This is a genomic window from Caulobacter sp. NIBR2454 (genome assembly GCF_027474405.1).
Lineage (GTDB): Bacteria > Pseudomonadota > Alphaproteobacteria > Caulobacterales > Caulobacteraceae > Caulobacter.
In genome coordinates this window covers 1,943,897-1,966,235 of the sequence record NZ_CP114871.1, presented here as the reverse complement: position 1 = coordinate 1,966,235, position 22,339 = coordinate 1,943,897, and the positions used below count along the sequence as shown (strand labels likewise).

The following is a 22,339-nucleotide window of genomic DNA, read 5'->3' as shown; positions in this document are numbered from 1 at the left end:
GTTTCGCGGCCCGAATCACGAGTACTCTGACCTCCCATGACGCGGTACATTTTTATCACCGGCGGCGTGGTTTCCTCTCTGGGGAAAGGCCTCGCCTCCGCAGCGCTTGGCGCGCTCCTCCAGGCTCGGGGCTACAAGGTTCGCCTTCGCAAGCTCGACCCCTATCTGAACGTCGATCCGGGCACGATGAGCCCGTATCAGCACGGCGAGGTCTTTGTGACCGACGACGGCGCTGAGACCGACCTGGATCTGGGCCACTACGAGCGTTTCACCGGCGTGTCTGCGCGCAAGGCCGACAACATCACGACCGGCCAGATCTACAAGACGATCATCGAGAAAGAGCGTCGCGGAGACTATCTGGGCGCGACCGTCCAGGTGATTCCGCACGTCACCAACGAGATCAAAGAGTTCGTCCTCAGCCCCGCCATCGATGATGCGACAGGTGAGCAGGCTGACTTCGTGCTGGTCGAGATCGGCGGAACGGTGGGGGACATCGAGGGCCTGCCGTTCTTCGAGGCCATCCGCCAGCTAGGCCAGGAGCTGCCGCGCGGGAACTCCTGCTTCGTGCATCTGACGCTGCTGCCGTTCATCAAGACGGCCGGCGAGATGAAAACCAAGCCGACCCAGCACTCGGTCAAGGAACTGCGCTCCATCGGCATCCAGCCGGACATCCTGCTCTGCCGGTGCGAGCAGCCCATCCCGGCCGAGGAAAAGCGCAAGATCGGCCAGTTCTGCAATGTGCGCTCCAGCGCAGTGATCACCGCCATGGACAGCTCGTCCATCTACGCGGTGCCGCTGGATTATCACCGCGAAGGCCTCGACGCCGAAGTGCTCGACGTCTTTGGCCTCAATGACGCTCCCGCGCCGAATCTGTCGCGCTGGGAATCGATCAACGACATCACGACCAACCCCGATGGGGAGGTCACCGTGGCCGTTGTCGGCAAGTACACGGTCCTGAAGGATGCCTATAAGTCGCTGATCGAGGCTCTGCACCACGGCGGCGTAGCCAACAAGGTCAAGGTCAACCTGGATTGGGTCGAAAGCGAGACGTTCGAGGGCGAGGACGGCGCGGCCGCGGCTCGCCTGGAGAACGCACACGCGATCCTGGTGCCTGGCGGCTTTGGCGAGCGGGGCGCGGAAGGCAAGATTCGCGCGGCCCAGTTCGCCCGCGAACACAACGTGCCGTATTTCGGCATCTGCTTCGGCATGCAGATGGCGGTGATCGAATCGCTGCGGAACCTGGCCGGGGTGAAGAACGCGAGCTCTACCGAATTCGGTCCCACGCCCGAGCCTGTTGTCGGCCTGATGACCGAGTGGGTGCAGGGCAACGAGCGGGTCGAGCGCAAGGAAGGCGACGATCTGGGCGGCACCATGCGCCTGGGCGCCTATGACGCCGTCCTGACGCCGGGCTCCAAGATCGCCGACATCTACGGCTCCACGGCCATCAGCGAGCGGCATCGCCACCGCTATGAGGTCAACATCGGCTACAACGAGCGCATGGAGGCCACCGGCCTGAAGCTGACGGGCCGTTCGCCCGACGGCGTCCTGCCTGAGATCGTCGAGCGGCAGGATCATCCGTGGTTCGTCGGCGTCCAGTTCCACCCGGAGCTGAAGAGCCGTCCCTTCGCGCCGCACCCGTTGTTCGCCAGCTTCATCGCCGCGGCCAAAGAGCAAAGCCGACTGGTTTGACGCGGCTGTCGCCGTTCAGCGCACCGGGTCTTGAACTCTGGCGATGATTCAGGCATAAGCCCCGCCTCATGTGGCGGCCCACCCGGCCGCCGCTTCCGTTTTCACGCTCAGCGAGCAGAGTCCTTCGATGGCCGTTCCCAAACGAAAAACCTCCCCGTCGCGCCGGAACATGCGCCGTTCGCACCACGCCCTGGGCGCCAACTCCTTCATCGAGGACAAGGACTCGGGCGAACTGCGTCGTCCGCACCATGTCGATCTGAAGACCGGCCTGTACAACGGCAAGCAGATCCTGACGCCGAACGAAGACTAAGGTCCTCGTTGACGCATCGCGTTTGCAAACGCCGCTCACCCTTGGGGCGGGCGGCGTTTTGCTTGGGAACGTCTACCGCCGACATGCGTTGAGAAGCGGAGCTTCACGCAACCGGGGGAATCCGACATGCCACAAGCCAAGGTTCGCAAGGCCGCAGCGTTCGCAGCGGCTTTTTTATTGTCTACGCCCCTGGCCGCCTACGCCCACCACGGCTGGAGCAGCTACGACGCCGCCAAGCCCATGACGGTCGAGGCGAAGGTGAAGAGCGCGGCCTACCGCAATCCTCATGGCGAGATCACCGTCGAGCATGCCGGCAAGGTTTGGACGGTGGTTCTGGCGCCCGTCTCGCGAATGGATGCGAGGGGGCTGAAGGCCGCTGATGTCGAGATCGGCAAGACCGTGACGGTCTATGGCTACCCCCGCAACGACGGGGTCGCCGAATTGAGGGCCGAACGCATAACCGCCGCAGGCAAGACGGTCGAGTTGCGCTGATCGTGCTGGAAAGTGTGTGGCCCGCGATCGAAGCGTCGGGCGTCGGCCAGTTCATGCGTAGCGCCTCGCTGGCGTATCCCATCGCCAATGTCGCCCACATCTTGGGCGCGGTGATGGTGGCCGGCGCGGCGATTCTGCTCGATCTGCGCATTCTCGGCTACGCCAATACCCTGCATGCGGCCTCCGTCTGGCGGACGCTTACGCCTATAGCCATCGCCGGATTTGTGGTGATGGTCCTGAGCGGTTTGTTGTTGTTCGCCGCTGACGCCGTGGCGTTGTCGGCCTCGCGCGTGTTTCAAGTGAAACTGCTGCTGGTCGTCACAGCGACGATCAACGCGGCGCTGTTTCGGCTCTACAAGCCCAGGCTCGACATTCCGCCTCCGGGTGCGAAGGCGTCAGCGATGTTGTCGATCCTGCTGTGGACCAGCGTCCTGATCTGTGGGCGCCTGATCGCTTATCTCTGATCACTTGGTCGAGGTGTTTGCGAAATCGGCGTTGGGCGGCTAAGCCACCCGCGCCCCTGAAACTTCGGAAGCTCCCCATGACCGAAATCGTCGACATCCTCGCCCGCGAGATTCTGGACAGCCGGGGCAACCCGACGATCGAGGTCGATGTCGTCCTGGAGGATGGCGCCTTTGGCCGCGCCGCGGTCCCGTCGGGCGCCTCGACCGGCGCTCACGAAGCTGTCGAGAAGCGCGATGGCGACAAGGCCCGCTATCTGGGCAAGGGCGTCCAGCAGGCGGTGGAAGCCGTCAACAGCGAGATCTACGATGCCCTGGCCGGCCTCGACGCCGATGATCAGCGCCGCGTGGACAATGTCCTGATCGACCTGGACGGCACCAAGAACAAGTCGCGTCTGGGCGCCAACGCCATTTTGGGCGTCTCGCTGGCCACGGCCAAGGCCGCCGCCGAATCGGCCGGTCTGCCCCTCTACAAGTATGTCGGCGGGGTCTCGGCGCGCGTGCTGCCGGTGCCTATGATGAACATCATCAACGGCGGCGCCCACGCCGACAATCCGATCGACATCCAGGAATTCATGATCCTGCCGACGGGCGCGGAGAACTTCTCCGAAGCCTTGCGCATGGGCGCCGAAATCTTCCATGGCCTGAAAAAGGCTCTGAAGGACGCGGGTCACAACACCAACGTCGGCGACGAGGGCGGCTTCGCCCCGAACCTGGCTTCGGCCGAAGAAGCTCTGGCCTTCATCGTCAAGGCTGGCGAAGGCGCGGGCTATCGCGTCGGCGACGACTTCGTTCTGGGCCTGGACGTGGCTTCGACGGAATTTTTCAAAAACGGCAAGTATGAACTGGAAGGGGAGGGCAAGAGCCTCGATCCCGCCGCCATGGTCGACTACCTCGCAGGCTTGGTGTCCAAGTTCCCCATCGCCTCGATCGAAGACGGCATGGCCGAGGACGATTTTGAAGGTTGGAAGCTGCTGACCGATCGCCTGGGCGGCAAGGTGCAGCTGGTGGGCGATGATCTGTTCGTCACCAATCCCGAGCGCCTGGCCATGGGCATCGAGAAGGGCCTGGCCAACTCGATCCTGGTGAAGGTCAACCAGATCGGCACGTTGTCCGAAACTCTGGACGCCGTCGATATGGCGCACCGCGCGGGCTACACCTCGGTGATGAGCCACCGTTCGGGCGAGACCGAGGACGCGACCATCGCGGATCTGGCCGTCGCCACCAACTGCGGTCAGATCAAGACCGGCTCGCTGGCCCGTTCGGACCGGCTGGCCAAGTACAACCAACTGCTGCGCATCCAGGAGATGCTTGACGATCAGGCGATCTATGCCGGGCGCGCGGCGCTGAAAGGTCGTGGGTAATCAGGCGTTAAGCACGATGCGCGACATGTGGATCCGCCCCGTTGGGAATCGGCATGTTCGCGCGTCTGCAGCCCTATCTGACCACCGCCATCCTGGCGTTCCTGATCTTCTACTTCGCATTTCATGCGCTGACGGGGGATCGCGGCCTGCTGTCGTCGTCGCAACGCAATGCGACGCTGGCGGTCAGGCAGAAGGAACTGAAGCGCATCCGCGCCGAAAGGATGGACCTGGAGGCCAGGGCTCGTCTATTACGCGACGGAAGTTTGTCCGCCGATCTTTTGGAGGAACGCGCACGCGTCCTTCTTGGGTTTGGCGACCCCAGGGATTATGTGATCCGCAAGAAACCCTGAGGCGGGACTTTTCGTCCCAGGATCTTGGGACGGAGACCGCAATGCAATCGGTCCAGGGAGAAGTTCATGGCGCGAACGCGCAAAGCTGAGACGCCTTCGGGCAAGGGTTCTGACACCGGTGTCAGTAACCGAAAGGGCGACCTGCTCGATAGCTATCGGAGCATGCTGCTGATCCGCCGCTTCGAGGAGCGTGCGGGCCAGTTGTACGGCATGGGCCTAATCGGCGGCTTCTGCCACCTGTACATCGGCCAGGAAGCCGTTGCGGTGGGCATGCAGAAGGTCGCGATCAAGGGCGACCAGATCATCACCGGCTATCGTGACCACGGCCACATGCTGGCCGCCGGCATGGATCCGAACGAAGTCATGGCCGAACTGACCGGCCGCGCCGGCGGTTCGTCCAAGGGCAAGGGCGGCTCAATGCACATGTTCAGCGTCGAAGCCGGCTTCTACGGCGGCCACGGCATCGTCGGCGGCCAGGTGGCCCTCGGCACCGGTCTGGCGCTGGCCAACAAGTACCGTGAGAACGGCAACGTTAGCTTCACCTACTTCGGTGACGGCGCGGCCAACCAAGGTCAGGTCTACGAGAGCTTCAACATGGCCCAGCTGTGGAAGCTGCCGGTCGTGTACGTGATCGAGAACAACCAGTACGCCATGGGCACCTCGCTGGAGCGCGCCTCTTCGGAGACAGACCTCTACAAGCGTGGCGTGTCGTTCCGCATCCCCGGCGAAGCCGTGGACGGCATGGATATCGAGGCTGTCGAAGCCGCTGGCCGTAAGGCCGCCGACCACGCCCGCAGCGGCGAAGGCCCCTATATCCTGGAAGTGAAGACCTACCGCTATCGCGGCCACTCCATGTCCGATCCGGCCAAGTACCGGTCCAAGGACGAGGTGGACGAGGTCAAGAAGACCCGCGACCCCATCGACCACCTGCGCGGCCTGCTGGACGCGGCCAAGGTGACTGAGGACGAACTCAAGGCGATTGACGCCGACGTGAAGAAGATCGTCGCCGAAGCCGCGGAGTTCGCTCGCACTAGCCCTGAACCGGATCCCTCCGAACTCTATACCGACGTCTACCTGGAGGCCGCTCAGTGACGGACATCCTCATGCCCGCGCTCTCTCCGACCATGGAAGAGGGCACCCTGGCCAAGTGGCTGGTGAAGGAAGGCGACGACGTCAAAGCTGGTGACGTGATCGCCGAGATAGAAACCGACAAGGCGACCATGGAAGTGGAAGCCGTCGACGAGGGCGTGCTGGAGGCCATTCTGGTCGCCGCAGGCTCCGAAGGCGTGAAGGTCAACACACCGATCGCCCGCCTGAAGGGCGATGGCGACACCGCAGCTCCGAAGTCTGCTCCGGCGCAATCGGCAGGTGATCCCGAAAAGCAGGCTCCCGAGGCGGCCAAGCCGCAGCTGGAAGGCGAGGCTGCGGTTCCGGCCAAGCCGAAGGTGGAGCTGAAGGACCCGGAGATTCCGGAAGGCACGCCGATGGTGAAGATCACCGTCCGCGACGCCCTGCGCGACGCCATGGCCGAAGAGATGCGCGCCGACGACCGCGTGTTCCTGATGGGCGAGGAAGTCGCCCAGTACCAGGGCGCGTACAAGGTGAGCCGCGACCTGTTGCAGGAGTTTGGCGACAAGCGCGTCATCGACACCCCGATCACCGAGTACGGCTTTGCCGGTCTCGGCGTCGGCGCCGCCATGGCGGGCCTGAAGCCGATCGTGGAGTTCATGACCTGGAACTTCGCCATGCAGGCGATCGACCACGTGGTGAACTCGGCCGCCAAGACGCTCTACATGTCGGGCGGTCAGATCAAGTCGTCGATCGTGTTCCGCGGCCCCAACGGCGCCGCCGCCCGCGTGGGCGCTCAGCACAGCCAGGACTATTCGGCTTGGTACGGCAGCGTGCCGGGCCTGAAGGTCATCGCGCCTTACGATGCGGCTGACGCCAAGGGCCTGCTGAAAGCCGCCATCCGGGACCCGAATCCGATCGTCTTCCTCGAACACGAGATGATGTACGGCGTCGAGTTCGACATTCCGGACGTCGAGGATTGGGTCGTGCCGATCGGCAAGGCCAAGGTTCGTCGTGAAGGCAAGGACGTCACCATCACCGCGCACTCGCGCATGGTGGGCCTGGCACTCAAGGCCGCCGAGATCCTGGCCGAAGAGGGCATCGAGGCGGAGATCATCGATCTGCGCACCATCCGCCCGCTCGACCACGAAACGATCCTGGAAAGCGTCAAGAAGACCAACCGTCTGGTAGCGACCGAGGAAGGCTGGGGCCCGATGGGCGTCGGCGCCGAGATCGTCGCGCGGGTGATCGAGCATGCCTTCGACTACCTGGACGCACCGCCGCTGCGGGTTCACCAGGAAGACGTGCCGCTGCCCTACGCCGCCAATCTGGAGGCGTTGTCGCTGCCGTCGGTCGAGAAGATCGTCAAGGCCGCCAAGGCGGTTTGCTACAAGTAATGAGCCGCCGGCCGTTCCAGATCGAGGGGCGGCCGGCGTGCTTGCAAGATACAGGAAGGCTCGCGCCTTCCCCGCGCACCTGAATAGGGAAGACGCATGACCGACATCCTGATGCCCGCCCTGTCTCCGACCATGGAGGAAGGCACCCTGGCCAAATGGCTGGTGAAAGAGGGCGACGTGGTCAAGGCCGGCGACGTGATCGCCGAGATCGAGACCGACAAGGCGACCATGGAAGTGGAAGCCGTCGACGAGGGCGTCGTCGCCCAGATCGTCGTGCCCGGCGGAACCGAAGGCGTGAAGGTCAACGCCCTGATCGCCGTGCTGAAGGCCGATGGTGAAGAGCTCTCCGCCGCGCCGAAGGCCGCTCCGGCGGCCGAAGCCCCTAAGGCTGAAGCGTCGAAGGCCGAGGCTCCCAAGGCCGAAGCCAAGCCGGCCGAAGCGCCGAAAGCCGCGCCCGTCGCTCCAGCCAAGGCGGACGGCTCGCGCGTCTTCGCCTCGCCGCTGGCCCGCCGCATCGCCGAGCAGGCCGGTCTCGACCTGAAGGCGGTCGCCGGTTCCGGCCCGCATGGCCGCATCATCAAGGCCGACGTCGAAGCCGCCAAGGCCAAGGGCCCGTCCCTCGGGGTCGCCGCGCCTGCCGCTCAGGCCAAGAGCCTGGAGCAACTTGGCATTCCGGCTGGCTCTTACGACCTCGTCCCGCTGGACGGAATGCGCAAGACCATCGCGCGCCGCCTGACGGAGAGCGCCCGCGACATCCCGCACTTCCCGCTGAACATCGACATCGAGATCGATACGCTGCTGGCCGCTCGCGGCCGCATCAACAAGATGCTCGAAAAGTCGGGTGTGAAGGTGTCGGTCAACGACATCGTCATCAAGGCCGCCGCCATGGCCCTCAAGCAGGTGCCTGAAGCCAACGCCAGCTTCACGCCGGAAGGCATCGCCCTGCACCACAACGCTGACATCGCCGTGGCTGTCGCCATCGATGGCGGCCTGATCACGCCGATCATCCGCAAGGCCGAGCTGAAGACGCTGTCTCAGATCGCCGTGGAGATGAAGGATCTGGCCGAGCGCGCCCGCAACAAGAAGCTGAAGCCCGAGGAATTCCAGGGCGGCACCTTCTCGGTCTCGAACCTCGGCATGTTCGGCATCAAGTCGTTCAGCTCGATCATCAATGAGCCGCAGGGCGCGATCATGAGCGTCGGCGCCGGCGAACAACGCCCGGTCGTCAAGAACGGCCAACTGGCCGTGGCCACTGTGATGACTGTGACCTTGACCTGCGATCACCGCGTGGTCGACGGCGCCATCGGCGCCAAGTTCCTGTCGGTCTTCAAGCCCATGCTGGAAGATCCGGCGACCATGCTGGCCTAGTCCGCGGGCCCCGGTTTCGACCGGGGCCTGAACTTTTCATCGCCGTCCTGACCCGGCCATGCCGGCGGGCGGGGAAGGGGATTTCAATGTCCACGGAATTCGACGTTCTCGTCATCGGTTCGGGTCCAGGCGGCTATGTGACCGCCATCCGCGCCAGCCAGCTGGGTTTCAAGACCGCCATCGTCGAGCGGGAGAGCCTGGGCGGCATCTGCCTCAACTGGGGCTGCATCCCAACCAAGGCCCTGCTGAAGTCCGGCGAAATCTACGAACAGCTGGATCACCTGGGCGACTACGGCCTGGGCGTCACCGGTCGTTCCTATGACTTCAAGAAGATCGTTGAGCGCTCCCGAGGCGTCGCCGCGCAGATGTCGCGCGGAATCGCCGGCCTGATGAAGAAGCACAAGATCGAGGTCATCGAGGGGACCGCCAAGCTCGAGAAGGGCGCGCCGGCTCCGAAGGCCGTCATCGCCCTGAAGGCCGGCGGTTCGCGCACAGTCCAGGCCAAGCACGTGATCCTGGCCACCGGCGCTCGTGGCCGCAGCATCCCCGCCATCGGCCTGGAGCCGGACGGCGACCGCATCTGGGGCTATCGCGACGCCCTGGTCGCGCCGGAGCGTCCCAACACCCTGGTCGTGATCGGCTCGGGCGCCATCGGCATCGAGTTCGCCAGCTTCTTCCGCGCCCTGGGCGCCGAGGTGACCGTCGTCGAAGCTGTCGACCGCATCATGCCGGTCGAGGACGCCGAAGTGTCCAAGGCGGCACAGAAGGCGTTCGAAAAGCGCGGCCTGAAGTTTCGCATCGGCGCCAAGGTCACCAAGCTGACCAAGTCCAAAACGGGCGTGACGGTCGACATCGAGATCGCCGGCAAGACGGAAAGCCTGCAGGCCGAGCGCGCCATCGTCGCCGTCGGCATCACGGGCAATGTCGAGAACCTGGGCCTGGAAGGCTTGGGCGTAAAGATCGACCGCGGCCACATCGTCAACGACAAGCATGGCAAGACCAATGTCGCCGGCCTCTACGCCATCGGCGACGTGGCTGGCCCGCCCTGGCTCGCCCACAAGGCCAGCCACGAAGGCATCCACTGCGTGGAAGGCATCGCGGGTCTGAAAGGCAACAACCTGACCGCGCCGATCCCGGGCTGCACCTATGCCGACCCGCAGGTCGCCTCGGTTGGTCTGACTGAAGCCGCCGCCAAGGAAAAGGGCATCGAGGTGAAGGTCGGCAAGTTCCCCTTCATCGGCAACGGCAAGGCCGTGGCCGCCGGCCATTCAGACGGCTTCATCAAGACGGTGTTCGACGCCAAGACCGGCGCGCTGCTCGGCGCTCACATGATCGGCTCGGACGTCACCGAACTGATCCAGGGCTTCGCCATCGCCATGACCATGGAGGCGACGGAAGAAGAGCTGTTCGCCACCGTGTTCCCGCACCCGACGATGTCGGAAGCAATGCACGAGGCGTCGCTCGCCGCCTACGGTCGCGTCCTGCACATCTAGCGTCGGCGCATGACAACAAGGAAGGCCGGAGTGGTTTGCGCCGCTCCGGCCTTTCTTCGTTGGGATCAGGTCTTCTTGCGGACGATCGCGTCCAGGCTCCACGGGCCAGGGCCGGCGAAGACCAGATAGAAGAAGACAAAGCAGAACAGCACCGCGGGCTCGCCGCCATTGAGAGCCGGATAGAAGCCCTGCGAGGCGTGGGCCAGGAAATAGGCGACCGCCATTTGACCCGACAAGACAAAGGCGACCGGGCGCGTGAACAGGCCCAGAGCCACCAGCGCTCCGCCTACGATCTCCAGCCAGGCGGCGACCACCAGCATCAGAGGCAAGGGATCGGGCACGCCGGGCTGTGGAGCCGGGAAGCTGAAGATCTTCATCAGGCCGTGCTGCATGAACAGCAGGGCCGTCACGATACGCAACACGCTGAGCACCCGCGGCGCCCACACCGACAACTGAAGCATCTTCGCCCTCCCTTGTTTCGGCCTGCGGATCAGGCCGCTTGTGTGTCGGTCTCCGCCATGCGTTGGATCGCGACATAATCAGTCTTGCCCGTGCCTAGAACCGGCACCTCTGGCACCTTCAGGATGCGGCGCGGAACAGCCAACTCAGGCGCGCCGATGGTGTGGGCATGGGCCACCAAGGGCGCTACGTCGGCGTCCGGACGGTCGGTTACCAGGATCAGGCGCTCGCCCTTCTTCTTGTCGGGCATGGCGATCACGGCGTGGCGGCCATCGGGCCAAACGGCGGTGGCCAAATCCTCGGCCGCGGTCAGGGAGACCATCTCGCCGCCGATCTTGGCGAAACGCTTCACCCGCCCCTGAATGGTGATCCAGGTTCCATTGTCGTCGATGGTGACCACGTCGCCGGTGTCATGCCAACCGTCGACCGGAATCTCGATCGAACCGTCTTCGTTCAGATAGCCGGCCATGATGTTGGGACCGCGCACGTAGAGGCGACCGCCCAGCGGAATGCCGTCCACCGGCTCGACGCGATACTCCATCCCGGGCAGCAGGCCGCCGACGGTGCCGCGACGGTTGTCGTCCGGCTTGTTAACGGCCACCACGGGCGAGGCCTCGGTCGCGCCATAGCCCTCGAGCAAAGGCACGCCGCCAAAACGCTCGGCGATCAGGTTATGGGTTTCGTCACGGACCTTCTCGGCCCCGCAGACCACGAACTTCAAGTTCGACAGGTCGCCGGGCTCGGCGGCGCGGGCGTACTGGTTCACGAAGGTGTCGGTCGCCAGCAGGATCGAGGCCTTGCTGTCACGGATCAGTGGCGGAATCTGCTTGGTGTGGAGAGGCGAGGGGTACTGGAACGCCTTCATGCCCGTCAGCAGCGGCAGGATTACCCCGCCCGTAAGGCCAAAGCAGTGGAAAGTCGGCAGAGGGTTGAACATCACCCAGGCCGGGTCGAGTTCGATGTGCGCCGCGATCTGGTAGGCGTTGGCCACCAGATTGGCTTGCGTCAGGACGACGCCGCGCGGCGCGCCGAAGCTGCCGGAGGTGAACAGCACCACACCGGGGTCGGAGGGGGCGGCCGCGGCGCGGAAGCGGCGCGGCATGGCGCCCGCGGCGGCGGCGAACAGCTTGTCGGACAGGCCGATCGTCTGGCGCACGTCCTCCAGATAGGTGATCTGGGCCTTCTCCTCGATGGCGTCGATCAGGTCGTGCAGCTTGCCCAACTCCACGAACTTGTGGGCGGTCAGCACGCGCTTGACCCCAGCCAGTTGGCAGGCGGCCTTCAGATTACGGATGCCGGAGGTGAAGTTGAGCATGGTCGGCACGCGACCAAAGGCATGCAGGGCGAAGAAGGTCACCACCACCCCCGCGCCGGACGGCAGCAGGATGCCCACGCGTTCGCCCGGCTGTGTCATGGCCGCGATCTTGCGGCCCAGCGCGAAGCTGGCGCGGATCAGGTCGGTATAGGTGAGCGGATTTCGATCCTGGTCTTCCAGGATCGGTTTCTTCGCGCCGAAGCGATCGCGGGCGTCGAGAAGGGCGTCGAAGATCGGGCGTTGCGCCGACTGCGGTTCGAAAACACGCGACATAAACTAAAAAACCTCCCCGAAAGACTCATGTGCTTTCGTTCTGGACCGGCGAAGCTAGCTGCGGCCGGAGGGCTTGAAAAGATATGACACACTACGTGATCGGAAACGCGTTGCCGCACGAGGCGGTTCAAAGCTTGATCCTGAGCCCCAAAAGACCGATCTAGGCCTTATGGTCACTCTGATCGATACCGTGTCGTCCAAGGCGGTTCGCCACCCCGAAAAGCAGAACCGTCCGGAGACGCCTGTTCTGCGCAAACCGGAATGGCTGCGCGTCAAAGCGCCGGGCTCCGCCGGTTACAATGAGACGCGCGGCATCGTGCGTGACCACAAGCTGGTCACGGTGTGCGAAGAGGCCGCCTGCCCGAACATCGGCGAGTGCTGGAGCCAAAAGCACGCGACCATGATGATCATGGGCGAGACCTGCACTCGCGCCTGCGCCTTCTGCAACGTCGCTACTGGCCTGCCGGACGCCCTGGACCCCACCGAGCCGCAACGCGTGGCCGAGGCGGTGGCGAAAATGGGTCTCAAGCACGTGGTCATCACCTCGGTGGACCGCGACGATCTGACCGACGGCGGAGCCGACCACTTCGCCAAGGTGGTGCGCGCCATCCGCGCGGCGGCCCCGGCCACGACCATTGAGATTCTGACGCCCGACTTCCTGCGCAAGGATGGGTCCGAGAAGATTGTCATCGACTCCAAGCCGGACGTCTTCAACCACAACCTCGAGACTGTCCCGCGGCTGTATCTGAAGATCCGCCCGGGCGCCCGCTACTTCCATTCCCTGCGCTTGCTGCAGCAGGTCAAGGAGCGCGACCCCGAGCAGTTCACCAAGAGCGGCCTGATGGTCGGCCTTGGCGAGACCAAGGAAGAGGTCATGCAGGTGATGGACGACATGCGGTCCGCCGGCGTCGACTTCATCACCATTGGCCAGTACCTGCAGCCGACCCGCAAGCACGCGGCCGTCGACCGGTTCGTCACGCCTGACGAGTTCAAGGCCTATGAGGCGATCGCGCGGGCCAAGGGCTTCCTGATGGTGTCGTCCAGCCCCCTGACCCGCTCGTCGCACCACGCGGGCGAGGACTTCGCCAAACTTCAGGCGGCTCGCCGTGCTCGTGAAGGCGCGGCGGCCTAAGCGCCTTGCGCCACAGCGTCGCCCGCGTTTTGCCCTATACGCCCGACCAGCTGTTCGATCTGGTCGGCGACGTGAAGCATTATCCGGACTTCGTCCCCTGGGTGACGTCTCTACGAACCTGGAACGAACAGCCCGAGGAAGAGGGGGTCTCTCACCTGGACGCCGAGGCGGCGGTGGGCTTTTCGTTCCTGCGCGAGAAGTTCTCCACCCACGTGCGGCGTGACCGGAGCAATCATCAGGTCGACGTTTCGCTGATCAGCGGTCCATTCAAAAAGTTGCGCAATCGCTGGCGCTTCGTCCCTCACGAACATGGGACCAAAGTCCTGTTCGACATCGACTTCGAGTTCCGCATGCGGTTCCTGGATGGCATACTGGCGGCCAATTTCGACCAAGCCGTCAGCCGGCTGATCGGCTGCTTTGATGCCCGCGCGAGGACACTCTACGGCACAGCCTCCGGCGTGGTCTGAGGCGACGGGCGGCTGAATTCATCGACGACGTCGGCGAGGTCTTCCAGATTGTCGGTCAGACTGCTGAGCGCGAAGACGAGTCCGAACAATCCCGCCGCCGCGTCGGCCGACAGGCTTACGGTCACGCGTTCGTCTCGCAAAAGCTGCAGTGTCGCTTCGAACTCCGCTTGAAACTGTAGCAGTGACCCACGTTGGACCGGCCTGTGCGCTTCGGCCGCTTGCGCGCATGCCTTGAGGCGGCCGATCTGGGCCTCGATCAGGGCTATCGCCGAGGGTCTTAGGCGGTTTAAGGCAGGACTCTCCTGAACCGCACCCAAAGCCCGTTCGACCGTGACGGTGTCGTTGCGGACCCGCCAGAGTACGCGAGGCGCGCGTTCGGGCGTGTGGCGGCCGGGCAGGTGACTATCGGTCTCGCGCTGGGCCTCGGTGACGGCTGTTTCGATCTTGCCGATCGTCTCACGCAGTTCGCGATGGGCGTCGTCTACGTCTTCCTCGTGCGCCTCGCCCTTGAGGATTCCAGCATAAAGCTCAAGTACATAAGCCAGCTTGTTCATGGCGCCTGCAAGCCGCGAGACGACCAGGTGATGCGCAGGGGCGGGGAAGATGAAGAGGGTGGCCGCCACACCCACCAAGCCACCGAGCAGAATTTCCGCCACGCGATAGAAGGCGGCGTGCCAGGGGCCGAGGTCATGCGGCGTGGCGATGATCACGATGACGGCTGTGATCGGGGCGACCTTCAACTTCGGTCGCCCGGCGGCGGCGAAGGCCGTGATCGCGGTCACGGCGCAAAGCACCAGGCCCGCATCCAGCGCGAACCGGGCTTTCAAATAGGCGGCGACCGCGCCAATCAGCCCGCCGACGACGGTGCCGGTCAGGCGATCGACGGTGGCGGTGATCGTCCCGCCGATGCTCGTCTGCACGACGATGACGGCGGTGAAGACCGCCCAAAAGCCCTGAGGCAGCTGCAAGGCCGTCGCGAGGGTGAAGGATGCGCCCACCGCGGCCGTGACCCGAACCGCGTGGCGAAGATCGGACCGCTTGGCCGCGGCGGCGGCCATGGCGCGCCGAGAAAGAGCGGCAAGGCCCCAGGACTGCGCGTCCGTGCGGCTGACCCGCACCACGCTAGACCGCCTCGCGCATCATGGTGAGGGCGACCGCTATGGCCGCCGCCTGAACTTCCGCGCGAGTCGCGCCGTCGAACTGCTCGTGGCGGTGCATGACCGAGCGGTTTGCGCGCGCGACCGCGAAGTGGACTGTTCCCACAGGCTTCAACGGACTGCCGCCGCCGGGGCCGGCGACCCCCGTTACGGCGACGGCGATATGGGCGTTGGACGCCGCCAGCGCACCTTCAGCCATGGCGCGGGCGACGGGTTCAGATACGGCTCCGTGGTCGGCCAGCATGTCGCCCGGGACACCCAGCATCTCCTGTTTGGCGCGGTTCGTGTAGGTGATGAAGCCGCGCTCGAAGACGTCCGACGCCCCGGGAATCGCGCAGATGGCGCCGCCGACCAGTCCGCCGGTGCAGCTTTCGGCCGTAACCAGTCGCAGCGAGCGGTCTCGAGCTTCGTCAATCAGAAGCCGGGCAAGGGTTTCGATCTCGATCGAGAACATCGCGCGTCCTTAAGCTTGAAACATTGTCGCACAAAGGTCAGCCTTCACCGCCGGTGATGCAACAGGGCCGGATGTAGACCGAGTCTTCATGAGCTTATCCGACGCTTCGCCCGCCCATGGCGGGCCGCCGCCCGCCCTGTTTGTCGTCGCCGTGTTCACCAGCGCGGCGCTGATCTTTTCCGTCCAGCCGATGATGGCCAAGCTGCTGCTGCCCCTGCTGGGCGGGACCCAGGCGGTTTGGAACGTGAGCCTAGCCTTCTTCCAGGCCGCGCTGCTGGTCGGATACGGCTACGCGCACCTGCTGCAGAAGCTGAGCTTTCGCCGTCAGCTAGCGATGCATCTTATCGCCCTGATGATCGCGGCGATCGTCCTACCCCTGCGGATCACGGCCCTGATGGGCGAACCGCGGCCAGATATGCCGGCTCTGTGGCTGGTCGGCGCACTAGCCCTGTCTATTGGCCTGCCGTTCGCCGTCTTGTCGGCCACCGCGCCGTTGATTCAGGCTTGGCGGGCCAGGGCGGTGGATGATGGCAAGGAGCCATACGCCCTCTATGCCGCCAGCAATCTTGGCAGCCTCATCGCCCTGCTGGCCTATCCTATCGTGATCGAGCCGGTGCTGACGCTGAGCGTGCAGCGCCACGCCTGGACCGCGGGATACGCCGTTTTCGTTGTACTGATCGGCTTGCTGGCCCTGGGGTTGAGGCGCGCGCCTGACATGACGCCGATGCAGTCGGCGGAGACGGCGCCACCTGTCACCTGGCGTCAGCGTCTGTTGTGGCTTGGGCTCTCGGCCTTGCCGTCCAGCCTGCTTTTGGGAACCACGGCCTATCTCGGCGCCGACGTCGCCTCGGCGCCCTTCCTGTGGGTCGGCCCGCTGGCGCTCTACCTGATCAGCTTCATCATCGCGTTTCAGGTCCGCCCCCTGATCTCCCCACATTGGGCGCTGGCGGCGCAATCGATGCTGCTGCCCGCGGCGCTTCTGCTCACGCCGTTTCCCACCCACGCCGCTCTTCTTCAGGTCGGCGTACATCTGGCCGCCTTCTTCCTCACCGCACTGGTCGCGCACCAGGCTCTTGTAGCGCGCAGGCCGGCCGCCCGGCGGCTGACCGAATTCTATCTCTGGCTCTCGCTGGGCGGGGTGCTGGGCGGAGCGTTCAACGCCTTTGTCGCGCCGGTCATCTTCCCGCGCGTGATCGAGTATCCGCTAGTTCTGTTGCTGGCTGGCCTGATCCGGCCCTGGCGGCAGGAGCGTCTGCAGAACTGGGAGTGGGGCGTCTTCGTCACCGGCGTGTTCGCCGCCATGGTGGCGGTCGTCCTGGCCGAGCCGCGCGGCGTAAAGACGGAAGCCGCCGTATCGCTGGTCTTCGTGGTCGCCGCTTGTACGATCATGCGTCGCCACGCCCTGGTCTATATGATCCTGCTTGTCCTCCTGCTGGTCGGCGCCCAGTCAGCGGGTCAAAGGGCCGAGGTCGAGAACACTTGGCGCAGCTTCTTTGGGGTGGCCCGGGTCTCCAGCATCAATGTGAAGGGGCTGGGCGGCGAGGTGCGCATGCTCACCCACGGAACCACCTTGCACGGCGCGCAGGCTCAAAATCCCGCCTACCGCTGCCAGCCGCTCCTCTACTACGCGCCGCCGACGCCCATCGCCCAGGTCTTCGCGGCCAAGGGGGTGCAGCCACGCCCCTTGAATGTCGGCGTGCTCGGGTTGGGCACCGGCACCGTCGCCGCATACAATCAGGTTGACGACAAGATGACATTCTTCGAGATCGATCCCCTGATGATCCGCCTGTCCAGTGACCCGGCGGGGTTCACCTATGTGCGCGAATGCGCCAAGGGACAGGTCGATTTCAAGCTCGGCGACGCGCGCCTGACCCTGAACAAGGAGCAGCCGAACTCCTACGATATCCTGCTGATCGACGCCTTCTCCTCGGACGCGGTGCCGGGGCACCTGCTGACGGTCGAGGCGATCCGGTTGTATCTGTCCCGGCTCAAGCCAGACGGGGTGCTGATCCTGCACCTGTCCAACCGGAACCTGGAGCTTGACGCCCCCGCACAGGCGGCTGTCGAGGCGGCCGGCGGCTCGGCCTTGCGGCAGTACTACACGCCGGACCCCAATGCGCCGCCGCTGTCTCAGACCGCCGAAGATGTCCTGATCGCCGCGCGCAATCCTGAAGCGCTGAAGGTCTTCCGCGACGATCCGCGATGGTCGTGGCCGCAGGCCGAGAAGGTCAGGCCATGGACAGACGACTATTCAAACCTGTTCGGTGCGATGATCCGTCGGATGAAGCAGCGGTCGAACTTCTTCGGCCAAGGGGACTAGAGCGGCGTCTCCACCGTCGCAACCGCCTGGGCGGCTAGACCCTCGCCGCGGCCGGTGAACCCCATGCCTTCTGTCGTGGTCGCCTTCACGCTGACTCTGTCCAGCGGCAGATCGAGCAGAGTGGCCAGCCGCTCGCGCATCGCGGCCCGGTGCGGCTTGATCTTGGGTCGCTCGCAGATGAGGGTCACATCGATATTGATGATCCGTCCGCCCTTCGCCGCGATCAATTCGGCGGCGTGGATCAGGAAGCGATCTGATGAAGCGCCTTTCCATTTCGGGTCCGTCGGCGGGAAGTGGTCTCCGATATCGCCTTCGCCGATAGCGCCCAGTAGGGCGTCGGTCAGGGCATGCAGGCCTGCGTCCGCGTCAGAGTGGCCGATCAGCGTCTCATCGTGGGTGATGGCGACGCCACATAGCCAGACTTCCTCGCCAGGACCCCAGCGATGGGCGTCGAACCCCTGGCCGATGCGGGTGATGCGGGCGCCGCCCGCCAGTCGCTCGGCCATGGCGAAGTCCTCCGGATAGGTCAGCTTCATGAGCATAGGATCGCCCGCCGTCAGGGCGATGCGGCCGCCAGCGGCCTCGACCACAGCGCAATCGTCTGTGGGGTCGGCCGGCGCGCGCCATGCGGCGTAGGCATCGACCAAGATCGAGCGGCGGAAGGCCTGAGGCGTCTGGACGCGCCAAAGCCCGTCGCGCGAGGTTGTGGTCACCGCATCCCCGTCTCGACGTTTGAGCGTGTCGGCGACGGGCAGGGCAGGGGCCGCGCCCTCGGCATTCTTCAAGGCTTCGAGCAGCGTGTGGATATGATCGCGCGTCAGGAAGGGGCGGGCGGCGTCGTGGATCAGCACCGGTGTTTCGTCTGAGGCGTTCGATGCAGCGAGTCCTGCCTGCACCGATGCCGCGCGACTGGCGCCCCCGGATACAGCGCGCCATCCTTCAAGCCCGCTGAGAGCGCCGGTGAGCTCGGCTTCGGCGCCAGCCGGTATGACGACCAGGACCTCGGTAGCGCCAGCTGCTAGAAACGCCTCCACGGACCAGCGCACGACGGGCCGGCCAGTCACCAGACGCCACTGCTTTGCGGGTCCGGCGCCGGCCCGCGATCCCCCGCCAGCGGCGACGATGACAGCTGAAAAGCTCATGCGCCGTCCTTAAAGAGCTTTGAACGCGCGTTCCAGCTTTACGGCGCCGCACAATTTGCCTAAAAACAGAGCGGTGGGGATGTTTATAAAATGAGCAAAATGCTCAAGGTCGGTTCGGTCGAGATTCCGGGGCGCGTATGGATCGCGCCGATGACGGGCGTATCGGACCTGCCTTTCCGTATTGCAGCTGTGAAGGCCGGAGCCGGCTACGTGGCGACCGAGATGGTCGCCTGCGCCGAATTCGCGCGCGGCCGTCCCGATGTCGTGCGTCGCGCGGCGGTGGGTGAGGGGCTGCCGCTCATGGTCGTGCAACTCGTCGGACGCGACCCCGCCTTCATGGCGGAGGGCGCTCGCCTGGCGGCCAAGGCCGGCGCGCAGATCATCGACCTGAATTTCGGCTGTCCCGCCAAGGAAGTAACCGGTGTCGCCTCGGGCTCGGCCCTGATGCGTGACCCGGACCTCGCGGAAAGCCTGGTGGCCGCCGCCGTCGATGCGGTCGATGTGCCCGTGACCGTAAAGATGCGTCTGGGCTGGGACGACGCCTCGCGCAACGCCCCCGAGATCGCCTCGCGCGCCCAAGCCGTTGGAGCCAGCGCGGTGACGGTCCACGGACGTACACGCTGTCAGTTCTACAAGGGTGTGGCGGACTGGTCCGCGGTCCGAGCCGTCAAGAACGAGCTCTCCATACCGGTCATCGTCAATGGCGATGTCATCGACGGCGCGACAGCTCATGAAGCCCTCACCCAATCCGGCGCTGACGGCGTGATGATCGGCCGTGGCGTTTATGGACGGCCCTGGATTAGCGCGGCCATCGAGGCGGCGCTCGATGGACAGCCTTTTATCGAGCCTGACATGAACCAGCGATTGGCGATCGCCACCGATCACTTCCGGGACAGCCTGAGCTTCTACGGCGAACGCCTGGGTCTGAAGATGTTCCGCAAGCACCTGGCCTCATACATCGAGGCAGCCCCCTGGCCGCAGGCGCCGGAGGCCCGGCGCGAAGCCCGCGCCCGCCTGTGCCGTCTGGAGACCGCCGTGGAGGTTGAAGCCGCCCTGACCGCTCTTTGGTCGGACGGCGGATCAAGGATGGCGGCATGACCGAACGCGCTCGTCCTCTACTGGGCTCACGGGTTGTGGATATGAAAGCCGCGGCTTTCGATCTCATTCCCGAGCCCTCACTCGTCATTGACCCTGACGGCGCACTCGTCGCAGTGAATGACGCCGCCGAAGCCCTGTTCGGCCAGGGTCTCGCCCTTCTGGCTCGTGGGCGTTTCCGCGCCGCTCTGCCGCCGGACTCTCATCTGGTCGCCCTGATCGATCGGGCGTCGAACGAGCAGGCCCGGGTTCGTGAACACGGCATCGTCGTCAACCTGTTCGGCCAGCCGCCATTCGAGGCGGACGGCGCGGCCACGCCGCTGGATGATGGCTCGGTCCTGCTGACTCTGCACGTGCGCGGGGCCCTGGGGGTCGAGCGATCCACCGACCCTGCGGGGCTGCGCTCTGTTGTCGGCCTGGGCCGAATGCTGGCGCATGAGATCAAGAACCCCTTGGCGGGCATCCGCGGCGCCGCTCAGTTGCTCAAGACGGGCGCTCCGCCCGAGGACCAGCCGCTGGCCCAGCTGATTGTCGACGAGACGGATCGCATCCGCCGGCTGGTCGATCGCATGACGGTTTTCGCCGACGACGTACCGACCGATCTGGAGCCGGTGAACATCCATCAGGTCCTCGATCGTGTCCGCGCCCTGGCGGCCAATGGCGTGGCCGATGGCCTGGGTCTGAAGGAATCCTACGATCCGTCGCTGCCGCCGGTTCTGGGCGATGAGGATCAGCTGATCCAGATCTTTCTCAACCTGGTCAAGAACGCCGCGGAAGCCGCCCATGGGCGCGGCGACGGGCGTGGCGAAATCCACATCTTCACCGCCTATCGCCATGGCGTGCGGGTGCGCGGCGCTGACGGCCGAACGGCCAAGGGCGCGCCGCTGGAGATCCGAATCCAGGACAACGGACCCGGCGTGCCCGCCGCTATCCGGGAGGCGCTGTTCCAGCCTTTTATCTCCACCAAGGCGCATGGCGCGGGCCTGGGCCTGGCGCTCGTCGCCAAGCTCGTGGCCAGTCATAGCGGCCTGATCGATTTTGAATCCGAACCCGGAAGAACGGTCTTCCGGGTCCTTCTGCCCGTCGCCTCCTAGTTGGAGAAAGCATGAACGCCTCTACCAAGAAGATCCTGATCGCCGACGACGACTCCTCGATCCGACTGGTTCTCAGCCAGGCCTTCACGCGCCTCGGCTATCAGGTGCGCGCGACCGGAAACGCCACGACCTTGCTTAAGTGGGTCTCTGACGGCGAAGGGGATCTGGTGGTCACCGACGTAGTCATGCCGGATGAGAACGTCTTCGACGTGCTGCCGCGCATCCGCAAGGAGCGCCCCAAGCTGCCGGTCATCGTGATGAGCGGGCAAAACACCCTGCTGACGGCGGTCAGCGCCGCCGACGCAGGAGCCTTCGAGTACGTTTCCAAGCCCTTCGATCTGGACGATATCACCGCCGCCGCACGGCGCGCGCTGTCCAAGCCGGCTGATGCCGAAGCGTCCAAGGCGCAAGCCCGCGCCATGCGCGACGAGCGTCTGCCGCTGATCGGCCGCTCGGCGCCGATGCAGGACGTCTATCGCACCATCGCCCGTCTTGTCGGCGCGGACCTGACGGTGCTGATTCTGGGGGAGTCTGGCACCGGCAAAGAGCTGGTCGCTCGCGCCCTGCACGAATTAGGGCGGCGTCGCGACGGCAAGTTCATGGTCATCAACCTCGCCGCCGTGCCGCGCGAGCGGGTTGAGGCCGAGCTGTTCGGTCGTGGCGAGGGCGACCTCGGGAAACTGGTCGAGGCCGACGGCGGTACGCTGTTCCTGGACGAGATCGGCGACATGCCGTTGGACGCTCAGACGCGTCTGCTGAGGGTGATCGACGGCTCCGAGCCGGTCGTCAATCCCAAGACGGGCCGCCGCCCGAACGTGCGCGTCATCGCCGCCACCAACCGGGATCTGCGCAGTCTGATCCAGCAGGGTCTGTTCCGCGAGGACCTTTACTTCCGCCTGAACGTAGCGCCTGTGCGCCTGCCGCCGCTGCGCGACCGGACCGAGGACATCCCGGATCTGGCCCGCGCCTTCCTTCTGCGCGCCAATCGAGAGGGCTTGCCCTCCAAGACCATAGACCAAGGCGCCCTGGACCGGCTGAAGACCCACGCCTGGCCCGGCAATGTGCGCGAGCTGGAGAACCTGATCCGCCGTATCTGCGCCCTCTATGGCGAGGAGCTGATCAGCGCGCGGATCATCGAGCGTGAGCTGCAGGACCAAGCGCCGACGGTGCGAGGCGAGGAGGGGCCGGTCACCCTGTCCATGCTGGTCGAGCGCCATCTTGCGAGCCACTTCGCCGATCAGGACGGGCTGCCGGAGCCGGGGCTCTATGATCGCATCTTGGAAGAGGTCGAGCGGCCTCTGATTCAAATGACCCTGTCGGCCACTCGCGGCAATCAGGTGAGGGCGGCGGAGATTCTCGGCCTCAACCGAAACACCCTGCGAAAGAAGATTCAGGACCTCGGCGTGGAAATGTCACGGGGCCGCCGCTAGGCTGGATTA

General features: G+C 65.1%; 21 protein-coding genes. 16 read left to right on the top strand and 5 right to left on the bottom strand.

The window, feature by feature from the left end; translation table 11 throughout:
• The first annotated feature begins 36 nt into the window (after positions 1-36).
• The 10 genes from O5K31_RS09640 (at position 37) to lpdA (ending at position 9,992) form a co-directional block, all read left to right on the top strand.
• Positions 37-1,689, top strand: a complete 1,653-nt coding sequence (locus tag O5K31_RS09640; protein WP_269713391.1) for a CTP synthase — start codon at positions 37-39, stop codon at positions 1,687-1,689.
• Between the two features lie 127 nt (positions 1,690-1,816).
• Positions 1,817-1,999 carry a 50S ribosomal protein L32 gene (rpmF, locus tag O5K31_RS09635; RefSeq protein ID WP_269713389.1) on the top strand — a complete coding sequence of 61 codons (183 nt, stop codon included), beginning with the start codon at positions 1,817-1,819 and terminating at the stop codon, positions 1,997-1,999.
• Positions 2,000-2,125: 126 nt separating this feature from the next.
• A complete protein-coding gene (locus O5K31_RS09630; protein ID WP_269713387.1) occupies positions 2,126-2,491 on the top strand; it encodes a DUF6152 family protein in 366 nt (121 codons plus the stop codon).
• A 2-nt stretch (positions 2,492-2,493) separates the two neighbouring features.
• Positions 2,494-2,955, top strand: a complete 462-nt coding sequence (locus O5K31_RS09625; protein WP_269713385.1) for a hypothetical protein — start codon at positions 2,494-2,496, stop codon at positions 2,953-2,955.
• A 77-nt stretch (positions 2,956-3,032) separates the two neighbouring features.
• Positions 3,033-4,316, top strand: a complete 1,284-nt coding sequence (gene eno, locus O5K31_RS09620; protein WP_269713383.1) for a phosphopyruvate hydratase — start codon at positions 3,033-3,035, stop codon at positions 4,314-4,316.
• A 53-nt stretch (positions 4,317-4,369) separates the two neighbouring features.
• On the top strand, positions 4,370-4,666 hold the full coding sequence (locus tag O5K31_RS09615; protein ID WP_269713381.1) for an FtsB family cell division protein: 297 nt from the start codon (positions 4,370-4,372) through the stop codon (positions 4,664-4,666).
• Positions 4,667-4,732: 66 nt separating this feature from the next.
• Complete coding sequence (pdhA, locus tag O5K31_RS09610; protein WP_269713379.1) at positions 4,733-5,758, top strand: pyruvate dehydrogenase (acetyl-transferring) E1 component subunit alpha; 1,026 nt, start codon at positions 4,733-4,735, stop codon at positions 5,756-5,758.
• Positions 5,755-7,131, top strand: coding sequence for a pyruvate dehydrogenase complex E1 component subunit beta (locus tag O5K31_RS09605; RefSeq protein WP_269713377.1), 1,377 nt, complete (start codon positions 5,755-5,757; stop codon positions 7,129-7,131). The genes pdhA and O5K31_RS09605 overlap by 4 nt, the downstream gene beginning before the upstream one ends.
• Before the next feature lie 96 nt (positions 7,132-7,227).
• Positions 7,228-8,499 (top strand): pyruvate dehydrogenase complex dihydrolipoamide acetyltransferase, encoded by a 1,272-nt coding sequence (locus O5K31_RS09600; protein ID WP_269713375.1) that lies wholly within the window; start codon positions 7,228-7,230, stop codon positions 8,497-8,499.
• An 86-nt stretch (positions 8,500-8,585) separates the two neighbouring features.
• Entirely contained in the window at positions 8,586-9,992 is a 1,407-nt protein-coding gene (lpdA, locus tag O5K31_RS09595) for a dihydrolipoyl dehydrogenase (protein ID WP_269713373.1), read from the top strand.
• 65 nt (positions 9,993-10,057) lie between these two features.
• On the opposite strand, the gene O5K31_RS09590 is transcribed toward lpdA, so the two are convergent.
• Positions 10,058-10,453, bottom strand: coding sequence for a DoxX family protein (locus O5K31_RS09590; protein WP_269713371.1), 396 nt, complete (start codon positions 10,451-10,453; stop codon positions 10,058-10,060).
• A 29-nt stretch (positions 10,454-10,482) separates the two neighbouring features.
• A complete protein-coding gene (locus O5K31_RS09585; RefSeq protein ID WP_269713369.1) occupies positions 10,483-12,039 on the bottom strand; it encodes an AMP-binding protein in 1,557 nt (518 codons plus the stop codon).
• 169 nt (positions 12,040-12,208) lie between these two features.
• Here O5K31_RS09585 and lipA point away from each other — a divergent pair, with 169 nt between their 5' ends.
• Positions 12,209-13,171 carry a lipoyl synthase gene (gene lipA / locus O5K31_RS09580; RefSeq protein WP_269713367.1) on the top strand — a complete coding sequence of 321 codons (963 nt, stop codon included), beginning with the start codon at positions 12,209-12,211 and terminating at the stop codon, positions 13,169-13,171.
• Between the two features lie 5 nt (positions 13,172-13,176).
• Positions 13,177-13,638, top strand: coding sequence for a type II toxin-antitoxin system RatA family toxin (locus O5K31_RS09575; protein ID WP_269713365.1), 462 nt, complete (start codon positions 13,177-13,179; stop codon positions 13,636-13,638).
• Here O5K31_RS09575 and O5K31_RS09570 read toward each other — a convergent pair.
• Positions 13,611-14,696 carry an FUSC family protein gene (locus tag O5K31_RS09570; RefSeq protein ID WP_269713363.1) on the bottom strand — a complete coding sequence of 362 codons (1,086 nt, stop codon included), beginning with the start codon at positions 14,694-14,696 and terminating at the stop codon, positions 13,611-13,613. The genes O5K31_RS09575 and O5K31_RS09570 overlap by 28 nt on opposite strands.
• Before the next feature lie 64 nt (positions 14,697-14,760).
• Entirely contained in the window at positions 14,761-15,249 is a 489-nt protein-coding gene (locus tag O5K31_RS09565; RefSeq protein WP_269713362.1) for a CinA family protein, read from the bottom strand.
• A gap of 88 nt (positions 15,250-15,337) precedes the next feature.
• On the opposite strand from O5K31_RS09565, the gene O5K31_RS09560 reads away from it, so the two are divergent.
• Positions 15,338-17,569, top strand: a complete 2,232-nt coding sequence (locus O5K31_RS09560; protein WP_269713360.1) for a fused MFS/spermidine synthase — start codon at positions 15,338-15,340, stop codon at positions 17,567-17,569.
• On the opposite strand, the gene O5K31_RS09555 is transcribed toward O5K31_RS09560, so the two are convergent.
• Entirely contained in the window at positions 17,566-18,711 is a 1,146-nt protein-coding gene (locus O5K31_RS09555; RefSeq protein ID WP_269713358.1) for a bifunctional 2-C-methyl-D-erythritol 4-phosphate cytidylyltransferase/2-C-methyl-D-erythritol 2,4-cyclodiphosphate synthase, read from the bottom strand. The two genes, O5K31_RS09560 and O5K31_RS09555, sit on opposite strands and share 4 nt — an antisense overlap.
• 90 nt (positions 18,712-18,801) lie before the next feature.
• On the opposite strand from O5K31_RS09555, the gene dusB reads away from it, so the two are divergent.
• From dusB to O5K31_RS09540, 3 genes are read left to right on the top strand one after another with little or no spacing between them, the layout of a single operon-like run.
• Positions 18,802-19,809: a tRNA dihydrouridine synthase DusB gene (gene dusB / locus O5K31_RS09550; protein WP_269713356.1), complete on the top strand. Its 1,008-nt coding sequence runs from the start codon at positions 18,802-18,804 to the stop codon at positions 19,807-19,809.
• Complete coding sequence (locus O5K31_RS09545) at positions 19,806-20,900, top strand: two-component system sensor histidine kinase NtrB (RefSeq protein ID WP_269713354.1); 1,095 nt, start codon at positions 19,806-19,808, stop codon at positions 20,898-20,900. Before dusB ends, O5K31_RS09545 begins: the two co-directional genes overlap by 4 nt.
• Before the next feature lie 11 nt (positions 20,901-20,911).
• Complete coding sequence (locus O5K31_RS09540; RefSeq protein WP_269713352.1) at positions 20,912-22,330, top strand: sigma 54-interacting transcriptional regulator; 1,419 nt, start codon at positions 20,912-20,914, stop codon at positions 22,328-22,330.
• Positions 22,331-22,339: the final 9 nt, after the last annotated feature.

Excerpts from the sequence above, each read along its gene's own strand:
- O5K31_RS09640 (WP_269713391.1), top strand. The coding sequence starts at position 37 with ATGACGCGGTACATTTTTATCACCGGCGGCGTGGTTTCCTCTCTGGGG.
- rpmF (WP_269713389.1), top strand. The coding sequence starts at position 1,817 with ATGGCCGTTCCCAAACGAAAAACCTCCCCGTCGCGCCGGAACATGCGC.
- O5K31_RS09630 (WP_269713387.1), top strand. The coding sequence starts at position 2,126 with ATGCCACAAGCCAAGGTTCGCAAGGCCGCAGCGTTCGCAGCGGCTTTT.
- eno (WP_269713383.1), top strand. The coding sequence starts at position 3,033 with ATGACCGAAATCGTCGACATCCTCGCCCGCGAGATTCTGGACAGCCGG.
- O5K31_RS09615 (WP_269713381.1), top strand. The coding sequence starts at position 4,370 with ATGTTCGCGCGTCTGCAGCCCTATCTGACCACCGCCATCCTGGCGTTC.
- pdhA (WP_269713379.1), top strand. The coding sequence starts at position 4,733 with ATGGCGCGAACGCGCAAAGCTGAGACGCCTTCGGGCAAGGGTTCTGAC.
- O5K31_RS09600 (WP_269713375.1), top strand. The coding sequence starts at position 7,228 with ATGACCGACATCCTGATGCCCGCCCTGTCTCCGACCATGGAGGAAGGC.
- lpdA (WP_269713373.1), top strand. The coding sequence starts at position 8,586 with ATGTCCACGGAATTCGACGTTCTCGTCATCGGTTCGGGTCCAGGCGGC.
- O5K31_RS09590 (WP_269713371.1), bottom strand. The coding sequence starts at position 10,453 with ATGCTTCAGTTGTCGGTGTGGGCGCCGCGGGTGCTCAGCGTGTTGCGT.
- O5K31_RS09585 (WP_269713369.1), bottom strand. The coding sequence starts at position 12,039 with ATGTCGCGTGTTTTCGAACCGCAGTCGGCGCAACGCCCGATCTTCGAC.
- lipA (WP_269713367.1), top strand. The coding sequence starts at position 12,209 with ATGGTCACTCTGATCGATACCGTGTCGTCCAAGGCGGTTCGCCACCCC.
- O5K31_RS09570 (WP_269713363.1), bottom strand. The coding sequence starts at position 14,696 with ATGGCCGCCGCCGCGGCCAAGCGGTCCGATCTTCGCCACGCGGTTCGG.
- O5K31_RS09565 (WP_269713362.1), bottom strand. The coding sequence starts at position 15,249 with ATGTTCTCGATCGAGATCGAAACCCTTGCCCGGCTTCTGATTGACGAA.
- O5K31_RS09560 (WP_269713360.1), top strand. The coding sequence starts at position 15,338 with ATGAGCTTATCCGACGCTTCGCCCGCCCATGGCGGGCCGCCGCCCGCC.
- O5K31_RS09555 (WP_269713358.1), bottom strand. The coding sequence starts at position 18,711 with ATGAGCTTTTCAGCTGTCATCGTCGCCGCTGGCGGGGGATCGCGGGCC.
- dusB (WP_269713356.1), top strand. The coding sequence starts at position 18,802 with ATGAGCAAAATGCTCAAGGTCGGTTCGGTCGAGATTCCGGGGCGCGTA.
- O5K31_RS09545 (WP_269713354.1), top strand. The coding sequence starts at position 19,806 with ATGACCGAACGCGCTCGTCCTCTACTGGGCTCACGGGTTGTGGATATG.
- O5K31_RS09540 (WP_269713352.1), top strand. The coding sequence starts at position 20,912 with ATGAACGCCTCTACCAAGAAGATCCTGATCGCCGACGACGACTCCTCG.